Genomic DNA, 20295 nt, shown 5'->3' with positions numbered 1-20295 from the left:
TTCGAGTCAAGGCTTGCGTGCCAACACCGTCCATTCGCTACGCAGGGCACTGATGCCCTCATGAACGGAAAGAACTCCACGAAGGAGGCAAGCCAATGGCAATCAACATTCGAACCAACACATCCTCGCTCGAGGCTCAGAAGAACCTGGGGGCGAACCAAAAGGCGCTCCAGAAGAGCTTCGCCAAGCTCTCCAGCGGGTACCGCATCAACTCGGCTTCGGACGACGCCGCCGGCCTCGCGATCAGCGAGAGCTTGAAGTCGCAGGTCCGTTCCTACTCCGTTGCGGAGCGCAACGCGGGAGACGGCATCTCGATGGCGCAAACCGCTGAAGGCGCGCTCGGTGAGATGCACAACGTGCTCGGACGCATGCGTGAGCTGGCGGTCCAGTCGTCGAACGGCAGCTTGGGATCCACCGACCGCGGTTACTTGAACACGGAGTTTGGCGCGCTTCAGAGCGAGCTCGGGCGCATCCAGTCCTCGACGAAGTTCAACGGCACCGCTCTGTTGGGAGCGGCGACCTCGAGCGTGACGTTTCAGGTGGGCATCAACAACACCGCCTCCGACAAGATCGCCGTGTCGTTTGGCGGCATTGCACTCACTCAGATGCTGGCCGCCACGACGACCCTCAGCGGCGCCACCGCCGGCAACTCGCTGAACGCAATCGGGCGTATCGACTCGGCCATCCAGAAGGTGTCCACGTCTCGCGCGAACTTCGGTGCAGCAATGAACCGCCTGGATACGGCCACTAGCTCAATCCAGACCTCGCGCCTGAACCTCTCCGCCGCGAACTCGCGTATCCGTGACGTCGACGTGGCGGAAGAGTCGAGCCAGATGTCGCGCAACCAGGTGCTCACTCAAGCGGGTATCTCGGTGTTGGCTCAGTCCAACTCCCTGCCGCAGCTTGCGTTCGGGCTCATCGGCTAGTCCTACATCGGCGTACTTCGGAGCCCGTGCTGTCTCCTCTCGGAAGCAGCGCGGGCTTCGTCGTTTGTCCCCCGGAGGGGCTCCAAGGTTTCGCTGTCGGTCCGTTCAGAGAAGCGGCAGGCAATTTGCTTCTAGGCGGAGCAGGGAGCCACCACCGGGCTCCCTCGAGACCGCTTCTCACCCAACGAGTGCAGACGGCAACCAGCTCTCCTCTCCCCCAAACCCGCGAGAATCATCATGGCAGGCACCATCACCTTCGGCGGAATCGGCTCCGGAATGGACGTCGAGGGCCTGATCTCGGGCCTAGTCGGCGCCAGCAAAGGTCCGCTCAACATCATCAATACGCGCAAGAACAACGTCGACTCAGCGGTTACGGTGCTGAGCGATCTCTCCGGCCTATTGAGCGGCCTAAAGACTGCCTCCCAAGGGCTCGACACCTTGGAAGAGGTCGGAAGCTACGCCGCGAAGAGCTCGAACGAGGCGATTGTCGCGACCGCCAACGGCTTGGCACTTCCGTCAAGCTACCAGGTCAGCGTGACCCAGCTCGCACAAGAGCAACGCACCTATAGCAACACGTTCACCGACAAGCTGGCCGCGCTCGGTCAAAGCGGCGACCTGGACATTACCGTGGGGAGCGAGGCCGCCATCAACGTCACGGTCGAAGCCACGGACACGCTCGAAGACATCATGACGAAGATCAACGAGAGCGGCGCGAAGGTGAACGCGTCGATCTTCTTCGATGGTTCGGACTATCGCCTGCAAGTCCGCGGCAAGGACTCCGGCGCGGCAAACGCCATCACCTTCGGCGAGAACAACGGCGTCGCGCTCGGCCTCTCGACCCCGGCGAACACGGTTCAGGCTGCACAAGATGCGATCGCAGTCATCGACGGCTTCAATGTCACGAGCTCCACGAACAAGATCGCAGGAGCGATACAAGGTGTCACCCTCGCGCTCACCAAGAAGACAACCGAGCCAGCCACGTTGACCGTGGAAACCGACTCCGACGCGTTGCAAGGCAAGATCAAGAAGATGGTCGACGCCTACAACGCCGTCATCAGCAAGGTGCAGGTCACGGCGGGCTATGGCGAGCGTAAGGCAACCAGCGCCGTGCTGAAGGGCGATAGCACGCTTCGCAACATCAACTCCAAGATGACCTCGACGCTGTTGAACCCGAACGCGTCACTCACCGGCAAGTACCAAACACTCAACTCCATCGGGATTCAGCTCGAGAACAACGGCATGCTGAAGCTCGACACCACCAAGCTCACCGAGGCGCTCGGTGAGGATCCAGACGCCGTGGCGCGCATCCTCGCTGGAGACGACACCACCGACGGCATCATGGACGCGATGAGTACCTTGATGGAGGACCTCGTCGCGCCAGAGAGCGGCGCGCTGACGGCTCGCAAAGAGGGGCTGGAAGCTGAGAAGACGCGCCTTCAAGAGCAAGCGGATAAGGAGCAAGAGCGCCTCGATCGCTACGCCGAAACCCTGCGGAAGCAGTTCACAGCGATGGACTCCACCGTCGCCTCCTACAACGCACAACTAGCCTACTTGATCGCGTGATCTGGCCGTTTGTCTAGTCACGAACCGAGCACTTCAGAGGAAGATCGATGTTGGACGTCGCCAGTCGCTACAAACAAGTTCAGATCCAGACCTCGAGCCCGGGAGACATCCTGCTCGCACTCTATGATGGGTTGTTCCGCTTCCTGCGAGGCGCGCAGCTCTGCCTCGAGCAGAAGCAACGCGCACGAGCCGGCGAGCTGATTAGCAAGAGCCACGCGATCATCAGCGAACTCTTGATCGCGCTCGATCCGAAGCACAACCCGGACCTCTGCCAACACCTGAGCGGCGTCTACGACTTCTGTCTCGATCGCCTGACGCAAGCGAACCTGAAGAGCGACCCGCTCTTGGTGGCGGAAGTGATTATGGTGCTCAGCCCCATCAAGGAGGCTTGGGAAGTGGCCGTACCTCAGGCAGCGCGTGAGCAGACGCTGCCGAGGTGATATGCACAGCTTTCCCAATCCCACGCAAAGCGTAAAAGACAGCACCGTAACCTACGTTCGTGGAGCCGCTCCAGACGACTTCTGGGCTCACTTCCGCTCCGGCGCGAGCGTGCACATCTCCCGCGGCAGAGGCTGCCACTACCCGGAACTGCCGAGCGCCGCGCCCTCGATGCGCGCCTACTACGAAGCGTTCGCAAAGCGCTTCCCGCACCTCGGGCGCGTCCTGGACGCGGGCTGCGGCGCTGGCGTCGGAACGCGCATCCTCGGACGCCACTACCGTCAGGTGCTAGCCGTCGATCGCGATCCCAAAGCGCTCGCCTTCTGCCGTGAGCTATCTCGCCGCACGGAAACACTTCAGACCAACATCGAAGATGGTCTTGGCCAAGAGCAATGCGCCGCTGCGGTGGTGGCGGACGTGCTCGGGCACACCGACTCCCCCTCGACATTTTTGCGGAGTCTACGCCGTGGCTTGAGCGAGGGCGCACCGGTCCTGGTCGTCGAAGCGCGCGCCGAACTGACGCAGCGTCTGGAAGCACCAGCCCGGCGCGCGTTCTCCTCACTTGAACTCGCAAGACTCTTGGAGAGCAACGGCTTCCGCTTCACTGAGTGGTTAGCCGAAGACTCTAGCTTCCTCGCGTGCTGCGTTACCGCCCAGGACGACGGGCTTTGGCAAGATTTCGAGGCTGCGGAGCGCGCGGTAGCCGCTGCGGAGCAAGAGCCGTCCAGCACGCTACTGGCGCGCGCTCTGAAGAAGAACGGCGAGTTCGGCGCCAAGGCAACTGGGCACCCCCGCTACCATGCGGAGATGCTACTCCTGGAGGCACGCCTCGGGTGGCTAGAGCACAGTGGAGACCGTACCGCCGAGGCGCTGCTCGCGGCTCAGCGCAGTGCTCCCGGGGACGCCCGCGCTTCCGCACGGCTAAGCCAGTTGATGCTGGCTGTGGGCGCGGTACCCGACGCGCTCGAGCTGGCTCTGTCCGCGCTGCGGGTGGACCCAACCCTGCCGGAGGCCGCCAACGCATTCGCTAGCGCCGTGACGAAGCTCGGCCATGAAGACCGCTTCGGCGCGTGGCGAGCAGCCCACGCCCTGTCCCCTGCAGATCCAAAAGTGGCTTCGGCACTGGCGGAAGCCGCCGCCGCACGCGGAGATACAGGCTTCGGGATCCAAGTGTTCAAACAGGTGCGCAGCTATGGGGACGCGCTGCCCGCAGATTTCTGCCTGGCTTTAGCCTGGATGCTGGACGCGGAAGGCAAGACCGCCGACGCACGGCTCGAAGCGCGCACGGCTCGCGCCCTCTCTCCAAAGGACCCAGAAGTCCAGGCCCTGTGCGCGCACCTCGGCTGCTAGTCGCCTGTTGAGTATCGCTCGCGAAGCGATTGCGTGGCACGCGCTCGCGCGATGCGGCTACTATCGCTTGCGTGACGCGCGAGGTCGAAGGGCGAGAGCCACCAGAGCTGGACGTCCTGCGCCACCGGGTTGCGGCGCTGGAGACGGAGAACCTCGCGCTCTACCGCGCGATCCGTTTGCTTCACCAGGTGTCGAGCTTGGTGCGCGATGCGCTGGAACTGGAGCCGACCTGCTACGCCCTGCTGACTGGCGTCACCGCCGGAGTTGGCCTCGGTTTCAACCGGGCGATGCTCTTCATCACTCCGGACGCGTCCGAACGAGGACGCGCCTGCTTGTCTGCCATCGCCGCCGTGGGACCAACCGATGAACGCGAGGCGGACTTGGTCTGGCGAGAGATCGAATCCCTGGCGCCAGACCTCAGGGCGCTCTACCAAGCAGGCCTGGACCAAGCGAAGGCTCCGGGCTCCTTGGGTCGCAGAGTTCGGGAACTCGAGGTGCAGGTCGATGCGAACAATCCAATTGGCCTTGCCGTACGGAGACAGGCATTGGTGCGCGGGGAGGGCGACGATGATCTGAACGGTCTGTTGGATTTGGAGACCGCAGTCTCAGTCCCGCTCTTCGATCGCCACGGCTTGTGTGGAGTGCTCTACGCTGACAACCGCTTCACCGGGCGTCGCGCGGATGCGATCACGATCGAAGTCCTGGGCATGCTCGCGGATCAAGCCGGCCTCGCGCTGGAGAATGCCCGGCGCTTCGAGCGCCTCGCGCGGGAAGCGCGCACTGACGCGCTGACAGGGCTGGGGCACCACGGCGCGATGATGGCGGCGCTGCAGCGGGCGATGGCGGAGAGCCAGGAGCGCTCTGAGCCGCTCAGCCTCGCGATGATTGATCTGGACGATTTCAAGCGAGTGAACGACACCCACGGGCACCTCGCCGGAGACGCGCTGTTGATGGCGGTGGCGGAGCGACTGCGGGACGTCACCCGCGGACGCGAGCTGGCGTTTCGCTATGGCGGTGAGGAGTTCGCAGTGTTGCTCCCGGGGGCGCAGCGGCATGTCCTCCAGAAGGTAGGAGAGCGCCTGCGCAAGAGCGTCGGCGCGCGGCCATTCAGCGTCAGCGAGAAGACTACCCTCCGGGTTACCTGCTCCGTGGGGATCGCCGAGCAGAGCCCGGGAGACAACGCGGAGGCGCTGATCGACCGTGCCGACCAAGCGCTGCTCGAAGCAAAATCCTCAGGGAAAAATTGCGTGCGCCTCGCCTCGGCGCCTACGACGCGCTGAGCCAAGGTCCCCAGACGCGTTCCTGACGAAGCGTGAATTCCACGCACAGATCTGACCAGGGCGTCAGGCCAGGCGCCTCCGCCCACGCTCCCGGTAACCCTGGCGCGTCGCGGCAAAGCGCGTAGTTTCCGCGACTTACGCGCTGGGCCTGGGCATTGCACAAGCGTCCAGCCATATGAAACTTCATTCGCTCTGGCTTGGTCTTACAACCGCACTCTCCGCAACCGGCGTCCTATTCCACGCGGCGGATGCCCACGCACAGGACTACCTGGATGACTCACGCTACGAGTCACCCGGGTACGACCGCTCGCCCAAACCTGGCTCCCTGGACGATGAAGACTTCCGTCCCTGGGACCACGGGGAGTTCACCATGGGTTTCATCGGCGGACAGCGGTCCTACACGCAAACCAACTTCAGCCAGGTCGGGAGCGGTGAGCGCCTCAACCTCGATGCGCCGCTCTCGGGCGCGCCCTACGATCGAGTCGCCGCCTTGGGTCTGCGCTACGACGCGCGCCTGGTCGTCAGCTACGTCAGAATGACCGTCGGCTTCGACCTGCCCTTCGCCACCTACTCGACGGGGGACTCGACCCAGACCTACGACATCGCTGGACAACAGCGAGAAGTGACGAGCCGCAGCCTCGACATCAAGGGCCTGCGCTTCGGGATCGGAGGAGAGCTACCGACGGGTTCCCCGATCACGCCCTTCGTTGACGTGATGGGCACCGTGAACTTCCTTGATACGACGCTCGTGGTCGACGACGAGAGCTACGACTTCGACGCCACCAGCTTCGGCTTCTCCGTCCGCGGCGGTGTGCGGCTTCAAGTCAGGCGTTGGTTCTTCGCTCAGCTCGCTGGTGAGGTCGGGATAGCGAGTGACGTGGTTTGGGGTGGCGAGCTCTCCGTCGGGTTCTCGACCATGTAGTTCATGCGCGCGGCTCGTCGCCTCCCCCGAGCTTCGCCATGTCTCCCCGCAGCCCGCGCTCGATTCCAATGAACCCAAACGGCAGAACCGAGAGCAACATGTTCTTCGCCGAGCGCGTGATGGGCCACTCGTGCTCCAATGCCGCACGGATCAAAGCCACCACGAACACCAGGAACAGCGCGCCATGCGCCATCCCGACGATGCGCACAGCGAGGGGCTGGCCGAAGACGTACTTGAGGGGCATCGCGATCCCCAGCAGGATCAAGAACGACAAGCCTTCGACCAAGCTCACCCAACGAAAGAACTTCAACTCACTCATCCCGCTCCCTAACGCTCGAGCCGCCTCCCAAAGGCCATGGAGGCGCGGCGCCGCGGTGGCGAGCGGACAAGATGTCGCAGCTTACTGGTCAGCCTCGCAAAGCGTGACTCCCATCGCGTGCTCGCAGTGTTCGTCCGCGTCAGCCATCAGCCCGCTGGTCGCGTGAAACAGCCGACACTGCACATGATTGCCGTCGAACACCAAGGGGTCGCGCACGTCGTAAGAGACGTCTGACGGCGGCAGGCCAGAGCACACATCCAGGCACTCCGTCATGTCCTTGTAGTGATAGAGCGGCGAAGAAGCTTCAGTGCACGCGACCATCATCACGCTGCAGTAGCCCTCGCAGTTGCTGCCGCAGCGACCGTCGCCCCCGGGCCCGGCCTGACGACAGTATGCAGCGAGTTCTGTCCCGGCAGCGTAGCGCGCCTTCCCTGCGTACTTCAGCCGGCACGCCGCGGAGTCTCCGTCCGCGTCCCCCAACGCGCCCGGCGGCAACACGCCGCACACCTTGAGGCACTGCTCTCGATCCTTGTACTGCGGGTAGTCTGCCTCGCAGTAGGCCTCCATGTCAGTGCAGTACTCTTCGCACACACTGACCCCGCCAGCGCCCGCGCTGCCCGCATCATCATCTTTCCCCGCGGATCCTCCGTTTGCGTTCGCTCCCGTTCCACCGGCGCTTTGGCTCCCTTGACCTCCCGATGCCTTGCTCCCTTGCGCGTTTCCTGATTGCCCGGAACCGCCTTGCCCCGCCGCGCCGCCCGACGAGCCCTCCAAGGTCGGGTCCTCGACGGCGTCCTCGATACCCAGCACTTGGGCGCAGGCGGGAACAAGCAGCAACGTCAACGCGAGGACCCCCCGCTCAGTGATCGACATCAGAAGCTTCCCCCCAAGCTCAGCGCTGCACCATCACGCGTGCCTCGTAGCGCCAGATTCGTCCTCGGCCCCTCCCTCGACTCGGTGGGACCAAACAACACCAAGCTCACTCCGCCCACCAACAACGTACCGCCCACGGCGAACGCCACGGTCGCGCCGTCGGCGTAGCTCAGCGCGTCTTCGCGCAGCCTCGTACCCTGCGCCGTGCAGCGATTCTTGTCTTCCTCGCGGCAATGGTCGAGAGATTCACTGTTTGCGTCATAGGCCTTCACGGTCAGAAACGCCCCTACTCCAAGCCCAACCAACCCCAATCCCAGGGCAACATACCCAACGGACTCCCAGGGTCGTTCGCGCTCGGTTCTTGGGGGTGAGGGTGCACGCCCATCCGCGACAGGCGCAGGCGTCTTGGCCACCTTTGGCAGCGCCGCCAGTTGCGGCACCGCGACCTCGGTCACGTGGGGTCCAGCGGGAGTGTCGAAGTGCTTCTCCCAGCTTCGGTAGCCCGCAGCACGCACCTTGAGCTCGCTCCGACCCGGGTCGACGGGGAGCGGAGAAGACCACGAAGCCTTCGGAATGCTCACTCCGTTCAGCGCGATGCTCGCATCCTCAGGGAAATCGTCTGGCAGACGCAGCACTAGGCGACTGAGCCGCGCTTCGAGATCGCTCGCCCGTTGCTTGGCCAAGTCCTGACGTTGGCTCTCGCCGCGTTGACCCGCAAGCGCTGCCGCTTCGAGAAACAGCGCCCACGCGCTCGCACTCTTGCCCTCCCGATCGCGACAGTCTGCTAGGCGCAGCAACGTGCCAAGCGCCGGATCGAGCTCCTGACTGGCCGCAAACTTCGGACAAGCTCTGGCGACTTGACCCGAGTTCACGAGATCGGTGCCTTCTTGAAATAGCGCCTCCGCCGCGGCCTTCTGCGCGCCGGAGGGTTCCGCCAAAGCGTGCGGAGAGAGCGCAATCAAGCAGCTGGCGATCAAACTAGCGTGGCCGCCCCTCATGGCTCCACCAGCGCAAAGTCCACGACGTTGACGCCCGCGAGATCACCCGGCTGCTTGTCGGCAGTCGAGTAGTAAAGCGGAATCCCCTTGTATGCGAGTTGCTGGCCAACTCCCGGAGAAGTGAAGACACTGAAGTCCGACTCCGCCAGCGACGTGACGTGGCTCAGCTGTTTGCCGCGCACCGGCTTCGCCTGAGAAGCACAGCTACCCGCGCACTTCGCGACGGGGTCCGCGCCGCCGCTTCCAAGCTCATCGGCGGCATAGGCATAGAACGCAAACCCCCAGCGGTCGCCGAGGTACTTCGTGCTCCCGTTGCGCAGCACGACCAGCTCCGGCGGGATCACCTCCGCCGCATGCCAGAGCTTGGCCTTGCCCTGCCCGGCGATCAGCCCCGGGCTGGTGTCGTTCTTGTAGTAGTAGAGCGGCCAGCCCATGTAGGTCGTCTGGCGCGCACCGTCGGCGCGCAGGAAGCTGCCAAAGTTCGCGTCGTCCAGCCCCGCGCCCAAGACTCGGGGATCTGCGTCGAAGAGCGGCCACGAGAGCAAGCAGTCACCAACGCATCCACTCACCGGCGCGTGATCGCAGTCGCCCGGGACGTCGCTTCCGTACGTATACAACGTGATCCCACCAGCGTCGGTCAGGTACTGGCCCAAGAACGGGCTAGTCGCGCTTCCTACAGTCTCTGCGGGAGCGCCTGCGGCGCCTGCCACGCCCCCCGCGCCTGACACATCGCTGTGGAAGACGCAGTGAACGAGCTCGCTCCCACCGCTGCCGGCGGCGCCCGCCGTACCTCCAGCTCCCGCCGCGCCGGCCGCTCCACCAGGTCCTCCGCCGCTGCCGCCACTTCCGCCGGAAGTTCCGCCGCTGCCCCCGTTCAACGCTCCTGCAGCCCCCCCGCTGCTCTGGACTCCTCCACTGCCCGCGGTCTGCGCGCTGCCAGAGCTACCCCCCGTTGGACCAGCTCCACTGCCCGCGTCACCACCCGCGCCCGCGCTGGTACCACCAGAGCCCCCGTCGCCTTTGCCTCCGAGGCCGCCCGCCTTGTCGCTGCCGCACGCGACGCACGCGGCACCAACCAGCGTCAATGCCGACGCCCAACGTAGCGTGGTACCTACAGAAACCACACGTTCGCCCCTCTGCCCCGACCAATCTGCTCGCATACTTCCTCCCCGTCTCTCGCCGACTTCAAGTAGTTTCCGCATGATTATTGGCGCCCCCCGAAGGTGCTCGGGTCCCATGCGTTAGCGGAGCCCTTCGGCAGGGGCGCGTCGCTGCCCTGCGGCTTCGCTTGCCCCTCGGGCTTATCCGCGCTCGTCTGCCTCGAAGGCCGCTGCGCCGACGGCGCCCAGCGTCCCCGTGTCCACGCACGGCTGCTCTTCGCTGCCTCCGCGGCCTCCTCGGCACTAGGCGCGACACTGGGCGTTGGCGCCGGTTCTTCCGCCGCCGTTGCTGGCGCGTCCGGGGCTTCAGGCGCAGACACTTCAGGAGCCGCGACCGGTGCTTCAGGGGCTGCTTGCGCCGCATTCGCCGGGAGCTCCGTTGGCCCGCTCACTCCCCGCGCAACGAACCACCCGACTCCAACGAGCAAGCTGCCAAGTCCGAGCACAGCGACGCCAGCACGCCCCCAGCGCCGCGAAGGCGCCGGTGACGCGAACCGCTGCGCGCTCAGAAGGCTGCCACCGCTCCTGAGTGAACCTGACTCGCTCTCCGCATCACCCGGCTCACCGACTGCCGTCGGAACTGGATCCAACGTGATCGCACGCAGTGAGCTGTAGCTGCTCGAGCTGCTACTCAGAGTTGGTTCTGGCAAGTCGCGGTCGAGATCGGCCTGGGCGCGCCTCAGCTCGCTCCTGCGCTGCGACGCTTGCTCACCGAGCAGCGCACGCATGTACGCCGCCACGCTCGCTTCGAAGCTCCCTTCGAGCCACTCTGGTGCAGCCCGCTCCAGAGCCGAGAGCATCTCATGAGCCGTCTGGAAGCGCTCGGCCGGCTCACGCCGTAGCGAGCGCATCACGAGCGCCTCGAGCTCGAACGGATAGTCCTCGACGATGGCACTGGGACGCGTCACCGGGCGAGTCAGTACGTTGCGAATCGTCGCCGCTGGAGTATCCCCACGGAATGGATGCCTACCCGTGGTCAGAGTGTAGAGCAGGATGCCGAGCGCGAAGAGGTCCGTCCGCCTGTCCACGCTCTGCTGGTTGACTTGCTCTGGCGCCATGTAGGCAAACTTGCCCTTGATCTCCCCCTCCATCGTCAGCGAAGAGCTTCGATGCGTGGCCTTGGCTATGCCGAAGTCAACCAGCTTCGCCGTCCCGTCGTAGGCCACCAGAATGTTCTGCGGAGAGATATCGCGGTGCACGACGCCGAGCAGGTTGCCCGATTCGTCACGCAGCTCGTGCGCCGCGTTGAGTCCCTTGCACACCTGACCAACCAGGTTCACCGCAATCGGCATCGGAATCCCGGTGTCCCCAGCTGCTTTGCCAACAACGCTCAGCGACTCGCCGTCGACCCACTCCATCACGAGATAGAGCAACCCTCCCTCATCCCCAAGTTCGACCGTATTCACCACGTTTGGGTGATGGATCTGTGCGGCGAGCGTTGCCTCTTCCAGCAGCATCTCCTCAAGGCGCTCGGAATCAATATCCGCACGGATCGTCTTCACCGCGAAGATCTTGCGAAAACCCCGAGAGCCACGCAGGCGCGCAGCCCATACCTGTGCCATGCCGCCCTTCGCGATCGGCATCAGCAGCTCATACCTGCCCAAAACCAACCCAGGGCGAGGTTCCGCCACCACGCACTGCACTCGAGACTCGGAAACGTTGGCCATGCGTGTGGTCCTAACCGTGGCTGCGCCGTCCACCGATCGGCATGTCAGGTGCCTTGGGCGGCCGAGGTTTGTTGTTGAGGTAGTCCTCCATGACGGCCTTGCGATGCGGCAGGAAGGCGTCGAGGAGCGCCGGTGAAATCAGGTAGCGAGTCACTCCATCTACCGCTTCGGTGTCGCGCTCACTCACATGCGTGAAGCCAAGAGAACTCGGCCAGACGAGCCCGCCCCCAAGCTCCGCGCCGTTGCTCAATCGATGGCAGCCTGCGCAACTCTGCGCCTGGGCGCGTAGCACGATGTCGTCAGCCGTGAGCCCGCTGCTCAGACCCGCAAGCTCCAATTCGATGCCCTCCCGAAGGACCGTGTTGGGTTCGAACTGCCCTGGGTAGCGCATCTCCTCGGCAAAAGCGCCCGAGCTTTGGCTCTGTCCCGAGTTGAACTCGTCTGGTACCGACAGGGTGATGAGCGCAATCTCATCTGCCGCCAGCGACTCGGTTTCTGCAGGGAAAGTAGCCTGAAAGGCCGCCGCTCCCGGGAGGGGTGAGCCTGGAGCAAACAGGGGGCCAAAGGGATTCGTCTTGACGGTGACCGGCGCAAACACCAATCCGCTGCCTTGCCCTTGCAGCTTGAACTCCCTGAGTGACCAACCGGTGGTGGTATTCGAGAACTGGTTGGTACGTATCTGGCCAAGCCCGTCGGCGTTGTTTCCGTAGTGCTCGATCGCGACCACGGGAGGCACGTTGCCCTGACCCGCGAAGTAGAAATCCTCCAGCGCGTCTGCGCGACCTTCGACGTCCGCGACATCCGTCAGATCCGCCCAAACATCGACAATCTTTCGGCACCCCTTGAGTCCTTGCTGGGGGTGAGGGTTCGGCATGACCGCCTCGAAGATCACGAGGTTTCTATCTCGCGAGTCGTCAATGCCAGTGCGCTTGGCATACACGATGCGGTACTCGCCGCAGTTCGAAGCGTCCTCCGGTGCCAGGTCGAAACGATTGAAGAGACCGACCGGGATGTACTCGCAGGGGCTCCCCGCAGTGAAGGGATCACATGCACTCTGAGCGCCCTCCGACGGTGCCGGGCGGCAAAGATACGGGTAGCCATTCAGGCTCGTTGCCCCGCCTGAGACCTCGTCATCGCAATGCGGTCCACGACCAAGACCTGGCCCGGGATTCTGGGTGTCCCACCATTGAGTGAACAACGCGCCCGCGGTGACACTCGCGTCCCCAGCGTCAGCCGCGAGCTTCTCCATCACGCGTTGGAAGCCAAAACGAGCCAAAATGGGCTGCTCCGTCACAACCAGGCTACGCCTGACGTCGAGGCTAATGGTCTTAGCCGCGGCTCGCTTCGCGCCAACTTCGCCAGCCGTTCCTGAATCGAAACAAGATACCAATAGCGGCATCATCACGGCACCGACACAGACGGCACTACCTATATTCCATACGGATATCACCAAATCGCGACGCGAACCGACTCCCGAAAACGGCATGGAGCTCCCCTTTCACGCTTCGAGTCGAAGCGCACTGTCCAGAATGGCCACCAGAGTTATGGGCGACTCGACCCTTGGTACTAAGCCGCACACGTCCGAGTCACCGCGGACGTCAACCACCGCTCAAGAGCCGACCTGGGCTGGCGACTCCGTCTCCCCGAGGTACTGACACCTAGTGGCGCGACCCGGCGAGCAAACTGACGACCAAAATTCGTCGGTGGTTAATAGTGACTCGAACGTGCGCCCACTCGTGATCGCAGAAGAGCGTCAGTGGGCGTCACTCACTTTCTCACGTAGGAAATGGGCGATCAAGTCCACCCCATGAGATCGCTAGGGTGGTGTGCGCCAAGCGACACCTGGCGGCCTACAGCGTTCGCGTCTTGAACGTTCGTTCGTCTCTAACGCGCGCTGCGCCCCAAACGAAGCAGCGATGGCATTCAGGGACAGCAAGCCCGACCACCGTCGGCGCGCCTCTCACCGTTGCCCCGCGGCAACATCGCTAGTGCTTGCAACCGATGCGACGACGAGCCACCACAACGTCGTCGTAGTGAGTGACCTGCGCCTCGGGCACGGTGATGCCGTTTTGCTCCTTCGCGTCGAGCGTGCCCTTTTCGTAGTACGCATCGAGCGTGACCGCCTTGAGCCCAACGTCCGCAGATGTTCGGAAATTGAAGCCTTCGAAACCTTGTTGATCCTGGAAGTACTGGCCATGGGAGTAGAAGTTGTCCCGTAGCCAGCGCCCCCTAGGAGTTCCCGTACGGTATTCCCCAACGAGCTGGTCTTCAACGTACAGCGCGAGTTCCCCGTCGTAGCTGCCGGGGGTGTTCGCCTTGGCGAGCACTTCGACGCAGAACCACTGGTCTCGTGGGAACGGAGCCTGATCCGCCGGGTTGAAGTTGTTCCCGTAGTAGGGCGTGGAAGAGGGCCCGTTGTAGCCGGCGCAGTTCGGGTCGGTTGAGCCGTCGTTGCACTCCCAGCTGCGCATCTCGTGCCAGTACACGTAAAACGAGAAGAAGCCGTTGTCCTTGGCATCGAGGTCGAACCAGAAACCTTCATTTCCCCCGGGAACAACTGCGGCGAGGCCGTCACTATTGAACGCGTCGTTTCCGGCTGCGACCCTCACCCAGTGGTGAGGCACCGCCGTGTCCCCCACGTAGCGAGTGTAGAACCGCCAATACATCTGCTCCTCTCGGGCCGGGAACTCGAAGCGCGCTTGGGCGGAGATGTACTGCTGGCTCGCGAGCATCGTGCGCGTCACGTTGGCTTCCAGGTACTTGCTGCCGCCATTCGCGGATGTCGCGTCGTCGATCACACGCAGGCGCTGCGCGTTCTGGGTGAACGAGGTCCAGCCGGCCATGTCGGACTCGAAGTTCGAGTGGAAGATCACGTCCGGATCGCTCTCGATGCCAACATCTCCGGGGTAGTCCCCGCTGAGACCAGGCGACGCCCCTCCAGAACCGCCCTGTGCTCCGGACCCAGCCTGCCCCGCGGAACCAGCCCGGCCCGCCGAACCGCCGCCCCCAGAGGCGCCGATGCCGCCGCTTGCGCTGGCGCCCGCGGAAGAGGAGCCGGCTTGCCCTCCGGACGCCCCGCCGCTCCCACCTGACTCGCTGGTGGACTGCTCGGGGTCCGAGCCACAAGATATTGCCACCAGGAAACTCGCTACTGCAATCAGGCGACCGAAGCGTGCACTCACCGCTACCTCCCAGAGCGCGCTTCCTACCCTCGCCGCGCGCTCACTTCGCGGCGTAGCATAGCAGAAGCATGCGCTAGCGCGGGATCACCACGGATTCGCACCCAAACGCGATATCAACCTGCCCTTGAACGACCGATTTCACCTTGTTGCAGGTGGCAGGACACGCGATTACCCGTGTGGGATTGGTCGCGTTATCGTAGTACCAGCCGCCCAGCGTCGGGTCGCAGCTCGCGGCATCGTCCACGCGGTAGATGGTCTCCTTGGTTCCGTTGTCTTGGTCCGTGAACTCCACGTTGACCAAGTTCGGGTCGAAGCTCTGGCCGGACGGTGCCGGAGGGATGCCCCACTCGCAGTCCAAAGGCACGGCTCCCTGGGAGATCTTTGTCGCCAGGTCGTTGAAGATCTGCTGGAAGGTTGCCTGACACGCGGCCAGCTGGCCCGGCGGACAGCTGCAGATATCCCCGTGGATACCACCGGTCGCGTTGACGATGTCCTTGTAGACAGAGCCTACGCGCGCGGCGTTTGCGCATTGGGTGAACGCATAGATCGCGCTGAACTTCCATGCCGGCGTCCCGTCAGCGTTCTTGAGCAACGACGGATCGAGGTTCGAGTAGTCGGTGATGAACTGCTGCGGGTTGTTGTCGTACGCGCCAGGGTTCCCGGTGCTGCTCCCGTCGGGAGAGGTCTCCGAGTTGTCGTCGGTGATCACCACGACGTACTTCAGTGAGTTCGGGCGGAACATGAACTTGTAGTCGTTGAACCGCGCAACGAGCTTCCTCAGGGCGTCCACGCTGTCGATGAATGAGTTCTGCACGTGGAGGAAGTTCGGTGCCTTCGAATCCGCGGGGCACTGACCAGACCCCAGCGGTGCAGGCACGCAGATGCCTGGCAGCGGCCAGAACGGATAGCCCGCCAGCATGGCGACGTGCACATCGATGCCGCTCGCAACGATTTGCTGGGAGAAGGCGTTGATGTTCTGCTGAACCGACGCGGCCTCTTCGACCATGCTGCCGGATGTGTCGATCGCCCAGATGATGTCCGCGGGCTGAAAGCGCTCCTCTGCCTTCTGCGAGACGCCTTCGCATGCGGCGTCCGGATCGAGACCTCCACCGCCCCCGTTGGCGCCGCCACCGTCGAGAGGGATCCCGGCGCTGCCGCCGTTACCCGATCCGTTGCCCGAGCCTCCGTTCGTCGAACCGCCGTTGCTGCCGCCGTTGCCCGACCCGCCACTCGCGCCGCTGCTGCTGGAGCCACCCGAAGAGATGTTGTTCTGGTTTCCGCCTGACGCTGAGCACGCAAGCGCGGTACCGATAGCGATCCCCATCAAGCCCAGATGTCGAAGTCGAAGCACCAACAGATGCTAACCGAACCTTGGGCCGGATGGAACTGACCAAACGTCCGACTCCGCGCAGAATCCAGGCAAATCTAGCTGGATTCCGTCTCTCCGCCCCACCGACCCGCTGGTCGGGTGCTAAGCGCCCGCAATTCCGCACCCCTACGCCGGAGCGCATCATAGTTCACACTCGATGCAGGTACCGGGCCCACCCCCCGCGAAAGCCAGCTCATCCGCCATCAGGCCGCTTCGGATCGGGGGGTGAGGTGAGCCGCAGCTCAGCCGTTCTTACACGCACAGCCGGGCAGCTTGCCATCCGGGCGGGGCTCGCACGCGATCACACGCCCTCGCGCGTCCAGCGCGATCCGACAGCAATCTTCCAAGGTGCCCCGCAACAGCTGGCGTCCCCGTTGCACGCGAGACTTCATCCCAGAGAGCGAGATATCCATCATCTGTGCCGCCTCTCGTTGCGTCAGGCCCTCGAGCTCGGTGAGGGTCAGCGCCTCACGATAAGGGGAAGGCAACATCGCTACGAAGGCTGCGACGTAGGTCGCAAGTTCTTGTTCCGCGGGGTACTCTTCGTCTGCCATGCTGGCCTGTGGCGCCTCGAGGTCCGCGGAAGACTCTAGAGCCAAGCGGCGTGCAAGCGTGCGCTGGTGATCGACGATTGCGTTCCGAGTCAGACGATACGCCCAAGGACCGAAGCGTTCGTCGTCACGTAGCTCGGGTAGCGCGCGCTGCATCCGGAGCAGAACGTCCTGCAAAACATCGTCCGCGTCACTGGGGGCGACGCGGCGCGCGATGAAGGGACGCAGGCGCGTCGTCAGTTCATCCCACGCGCCCTGCATCGCCGATTCGATCACGCCTTGGTTCCTCCACAGCAGCTTGGCTCGCAACACTTCGCTTCGCCAGGCTTGGTCGCCTGAATGCTCGCAGAAGCCACGAATTCTTCGACCCCTGAACCCGGCATCCAGTCGCGGATGAACTCTTTGCTTGCTTGATTCACCTCGACCCTCACCCCCTCGAACCCCACTTCCGTGAGAAACCGTTCCAGATCCTGGACAGATGCCGCGCCCGCCACACATCCGGTGAGCGCGCTGACATCCTGCGCAAGAGCCTCCGGCAACTCACCGAGGCGCACCACGTCAGAGATGGCGAGTCTCCCCCCTGAACGCAGCACGCGGAATGCTTCTCGGAAGACCGCGGGCTTGTCAGGGCTGAGATTGATCACGCAGTTCGAGAGGATGACGTCGACGCTCCGGTCCTCGAGCGGCAGGTGTTCGATCTCTCCTAGCCTGAACTCCACGTTCCGTTGCTCCAAACGAGCGGCGTTCTCTCGCGCCTTCGAGACCATCTCCGCCGTCATGTCGACGCCAATCACCTTCCCCGTAGCGCCAACTTGATTTGCCGCAAGGAAACAATCGAAGCCTGCGCCTGACCCGAGGTCGAGCACCGTCTCGCCTGCGCGGAGAGATGCAAGGGTCTGAGGGTTCCCACACCCCAGCCCCAGGTTGGAGCCTTCGGGTACCGCGGCAAGGTCAGCCTCGGAATAGCCAAGCGCCAGGCTCGCGCTCGGCGCCACGGCACAACACCCTGGGGCGCAGCTCTGTGTGGTGCCCTTGGCTACGTTCCCGTACTGCTCACGGACGACTTGTCGAACTCGATCTTGGGTTTCTACGGTCATCTATCGGCCTCCTTGCTCCCCAAGACGCCAGGGGGGGGCAAAGGACGCAGGAAATCGTCCGGTAGTGACAACATCCCCCGACGCCAGCTTTCCGCGCTCGATTAGAAGAACGAGAGTCGATGAACACCTGGGGCATTCTGATCTTCGCGATCACCTACCTCTTGATCTCAGCGGGTCGAGTGAGGGCGCTTGGCCTGGATCGACCGGCGGGCGCGCTGTTTGGCGCCGTAGCCTGCGTGGCCCTGGGTGTGCTCACACCGGAAGATGCGCTCGGGGCCGTCGACGGGGACACGCTGCTCTTGCTGTTTGGTGTGATGGGCATGGGCGCCTTCCTGGCGCGAGGCGAGTTCCTGGAACAGCTCGAGGTGCGAGTGACTCGCTGGGCCCGCACGCCAGTCGGTCTGCTCGGAGTCATCGTCTGGGGAGCCGGCCTACTCTCGGCGCTGATCACCAACGACGCGGTGTGCGTGCTGGCCGCTCCGAGCGTGGTTCGCCTGGTGCGCAGACACTCGCTGCCTCCCCTGCCCTATCTGCTCGCGCTCGCAACAGCGGCTAACACCGGCAGCGTGGCCACTCTGGTGGGTAATCCCCAAAACATGCTGTGCGGCCTGTTGGGTGGTCTCAGCTATCGCAGCCACCTGATGTTGCTCGGCCCCGTGGCTCTCTTCGGCCTCGCCCTGAACCACGGCATACTCCTACTGTTTTTCCACCGAGCAATTCAAGAGTCGCATCTAAAGGTGGAGGAACTCCGTAGCGAGCCGATTTCATTCCGTACCAAGCTGACCCTCGGGGTCATCATGAGCACTGCGGTGGCCTATGCGCTCGGCGCTCACCTCGCTTGGACGGCGGCGGCTGGCTTCGTGGTGCTGCTGCTGGTTCAGCGAGTCGACGCGCGAGAACTTTGGCCGCGCATCGACTGGGCGCTCTTGTTGTTCTTCACAGGGCTCTTTGTGGTCGTTGAGGGGCTCGCGCGAAGCGGGGCACCCGCTTGGTTCTTTGAACAGTTGCCCCTTACCCTTGATTCGGCGTCCACAACCAGCGGTCTCAAGCTCACAACGCTGTTCTTGCTCGGATCCAACGTGGTCTCGAACGTGCCGTTCATCTTGCTCGTGAAAGATCAAATCGCGCGCTTCCAAGAACCGAGCTTGGGTTGGGAACTCTTGGCAATGGCATCGACGTTCGCGGGCAACCTTACGCTTATCGGCTCCGTCGCGAACTTGATCGTTGCTGAAGCGGCGCGGGACGTCGGCGGGATGCGCTTCTTCGCGTATCTACGTGTTGGCTTTCCGATTGCCGTGACAACTGCGCTGGTCGGCGCAGCGTGGCTGATGCTAGTGCACGGATCCCTGTAGCGGCAGTCGTCGACGTCGCGCGTGCGGTCAGCCGCACACGCCGTAGGTCACACCATTCACGGTGGGAGAGTCAGCGAACGTGGTGCAAGTAGCGCAATCTCCCATGCCCACGCGACACCAGCGTTGACAGTTCGAGCCGTCGCAGTGATAGCCAGGCGCACACGCTTCCCCAAAGAAACACGAAGTGGTGGAAGTTCCCCCTGGCACACAAGTGGTAGCGGCGCCGCCCGTCGTTGGTTCACAGCCGAGACCAGCACCACAAGCCGGCGCAGGGGACGTGGGAGAACACTGCTCGGCGCACACTCCGACACCAGCGACCGGAGCGCCATTGCTCGTGACCCCCATGCACGGCTTGCTGCCGCACTCGCTCCCGCCGGTGCTGCACCACTGCTTGCACAGGCTATCTACGCAGCCGTAGCCAGCACCACACACAGACGGGTCAACCGCGCAGTCAGCTAGTGGACCAGCGCTGCCAGGCGCACGACATTCTGGAGCGGCACTGGCGCTCAGATCACAAGTCTGCCCCGAGGAGCACCCGCAGTTATCTCCGACGTTACACACGGAGCCACTCGGGACGTTGCACGCGCCACCACCAGAGCCTCCATTCCCGGCTGAGCCAGCGTTGCCCGCAGAGCCGCCACTCGCAGCGGAGCCGCCTGCGCCGGCATCGCCGCCTGCACCACCGCTCCCGCCATTCCCTGCGGATCCACCCGCGCCGCCACTGCCATCAGGCGGAGCACACACGCCACTTGAGAAGTCGCACAACATGCCGAGCGGCGTGCAGTCCTTGTCTGACTTGCAGCTTGGTGCGCACACGTTGCGAGAGCAGAACAGACCCTCGTCGCAGTCTGCCTGGGCGACGCACTCAACGCAGATACCGAGGTTCGGCTCGCACACGGTCTTGCCGTCGCTTCGGTCGACGCAATCCAAGCTGTTGACGCACCCAGTTACGCCCCCACTGCCGCCATTGCTCTGGGCGCCTGCGCCACCCGCACCGCCGCTCTGGTCACCGGCGCTGCCCCCAGCTCCCCCGCTGCCGAGGCCGCTCGAGTTCGAGCCCCCGCAGGCGACGAACAGCAGCGCGGCGAGCCCCACGGCAAATCTAGTGTGAGCGAAATGGAGGCTTTCTCTCATGGGAATCATGGCGGGTCTGTTACGAGCCGCGCGACCCGAGCCTTCCCCACAGGGTTCATCCTTGCGCCAACACGTCTGTGTTTCGGCTCCTGGGCCGCTCGCGCATCGCCAAGG

18 protein-coding genes are annotated in these 20295 nt (G+C 63.9%); 7 read left to right on the top strand and 11 right to left on the bottom strand.

What is annotated here, in order from left to right; translation table 11 throughout:
• Positions 1 to 95: 95 nt before the first annotated feature.
• The 6 genes from H6718_17885 (at position 96) to H6718_17860 (ending at position 6479) form a co-directional block, all read left to right on the top strand.
• Complete coding sequence (locus H6718_17885; GenBank protein ID MCB9587275.1) at positions 96 to 926, top strand: flagellin FliC; 831 nt, start codon at positions 96 to 98, stop codon at positions 924 to 926.
• Positions 927 to 1163: 237 nt separating this feature from the next.
• Positions 1164 to 2489: a flagellar filament capping protein FliD gene (fliD, locus tag H6718_17880; protein MCB9587274.1), complete on the top strand. Its 1326-nt coding sequence runs from the start codon at positions 1164 to 1166 to the stop codon at positions 2487 to 2489.
• 47 nt (positions 2490 to 2536) lie between these two features.
• Entirely contained in the window at positions 2537 to 2929 is a 393-nt protein-coding gene (fliS, locus tag H6718_17875) for a flagellar export chaperone FliS (protein MCB9587273.1), read from the top strand.
• A gap of 1 nt (position 2930) precedes the next feature.
• Positions 2931 to 4277 (top strand): class I SAM-dependent methyltransferase, encoded by a 1347-nt coding sequence (locus H6718_17870; GenBank protein ID MCB9587272.1) that lies wholly within the window; start codon positions 2931 to 2933, stop codon positions 4275 to 4277.
• Between the two features lie 71 nt (positions 4278 to 4348).
• Positions 4349 to 5557, top strand: a complete 1209-nt coding sequence (locus H6718_17865) for a sensor domain-containing diguanylate cyclase (protein MCB9587271.1) — start codon at positions 4349 to 4351, stop codon at positions 5555 to 5557.
• 175 nt (positions 5558 to 5732) lie between these two features.
• Positions 5733 to 6479 (top strand): hypothetical protein, encoded by a 747-nt coding sequence (locus H6718_17860; GenBank protein MCB9587270.1) that lies wholly within the window; start codon positions 5733 to 5735, stop codon positions 6477 to 6479.
• 1 nt (position 6480) lies between these two features.
• Here H6718_17860 and H6718_17855 read toward each other — a convergent pair whose 3' ends face one another.
• The 10 genes from H6718_17855 to H6718_17810 all read right to left on the bottom strand — a co-directional run bounded on the left by H6718_17855 (position 6481) and on the right by H6718_17810 (position 17695).
• Positions 6481 to 6798 (bottom strand): DUF3817 domain-containing protein, encoded by a 318-nt coding sequence (locus H6718_17855; GenBank protein ID MCB9587269.1) that lies wholly within the window; start codon positions 6796 to 6798, stop codon positions 6481 to 6483.
• An 81-nt stretch (positions 6799 to 6879) separates the two neighbouring features.
• Complete coding sequence (locus H6718_17850) at positions 6880 to 7671, bottom strand: hypothetical protein (protein MCB9587268.1); 792 nt, start codon at positions 7669 to 7671, stop codon at positions 6880 to 6882.
• The gene (locus H6718_17845) at positions 7671 to 8669 is read right to left on the bottom strand and encodes a hypothetical protein (protein ID MCB9587267.1); all 999 of its coding nucleotides are present in this window, start codon (positions 8667 to 8669) and stop codon (positions 7671 to 7673) included. The genes H6718_17850 and H6718_17845 overlap by 1 nt, the downstream gene beginning before the upstream one ends.
• Positions 8666 to 9793, bottom strand: a complete 1128-nt coding sequence (locus tag H6718_17840) for a hypothetical protein (protein MCB9587266.1) — start codon at positions 9791 to 9793, stop codon at positions 8666 to 8668. Before H6718_17840 ends, H6718_17845 begins: the two co-directional genes overlap by 4 nt.
• Before the next feature lie 80 nt (positions 9794 to 9873).
• Positions 9874 to 11496: a serine/threonine protein kinase gene (locus H6718_17835; GenBank protein MCB9587265.1), complete on the bottom strand. Its 1623-nt coding sequence runs from the start codon at positions 11494 to 11496 to the stop codon at positions 9874 to 9876.
• Between the two features lie 10 nt (positions 11497 to 11506).
• On the bottom strand, positions 11507 to 12898 hold the full coding sequence (locus H6718_17830) for a hypothetical protein (protein MCB9587264.1): 1392 nt from the start codon (positions 12896 to 12898) through the stop codon (positions 11507 to 11509).
• A 583-nt stretch (positions 12899 to 13481) separates the two neighbouring features.
• Positions 13482 to 14678: a hypothetical protein gene (locus H6718_17825; GenBank protein ID MCB9587263.1), complete on the bottom strand. Its 1197-nt coding sequence runs from the start codon at positions 14676 to 14678 to the stop codon at positions 13482 to 13484.
• A 73-nt stretch (positions 14679 to 14751) separates the two neighbouring features.
• Complete coding sequence (locus tag H6718_17820; GenBank protein MCB9587262.1) at positions 14752 to 16029, bottom strand: VWA domain-containing protein; 1278 nt, start codon at positions 16027 to 16029, stop codon at positions 14752 to 14754.
• A 260-nt stretch (positions 16030 to 16289) separates the two neighbouring features.
• Entirely contained in the window at positions 16290 to 16874 is a 585-nt protein-coding gene (locus H6718_17815; GenBank protein MCB9587261.1) for a sigma-70 family RNA polymerase sigma factor, read from the bottom strand.
• Positions 16871 to 17695, bottom strand: a complete 825-nt coding sequence (locus H6718_17810; protein MCB9587260.1) for an arsenite methyltransferase — start codon at positions 17693 to 17695, stop codon at positions 16871 to 16873. The genes H6718_17815 and H6718_17810 overlap by 4 nt, the downstream gene beginning before the upstream one ends.
• A gap of 119 nt (positions 17696 to 17814) precedes the next feature.
• Here H6718_17810 and H6718_17805 point away from each other — a divergent pair, with 119 nt between their 5' ends.
• Entirely contained in the window at positions 17815 to 19047 is a 1233-nt protein-coding gene (locus H6718_17805; protein MCB9587259.1) for a hypothetical protein, read from the top strand.
• Between the two features lie 27 nt (positions 19048 to 19074).
• Here the strand turns inward: H6718_17805 and H6718_17800 are convergent, their stop codons facing one another.
• Positions 19075 to 20181, bottom strand: coding sequence for a hypothetical protein (locus H6718_17800; protein ID MCB9587258.1), 1107 nt, complete (start codon positions 20179 to 20181; stop codon positions 19075 to 19077).
• Between the last annotated feature and the right edge of the window lie 114 nt (positions 20182 to 20295).

Source organism: Polyangiaceae bacterium, assembly GCA_020633205.1.
Taxonomy (GTDB): domain Bacteria; phylum Myxococcota_A; class Polyangia; order Polyangiales; family Polyangiaceae; genus JAHBVY01.
This window is presented reverse-complemented; position numbering and strand designations above follow the sequence as displayed.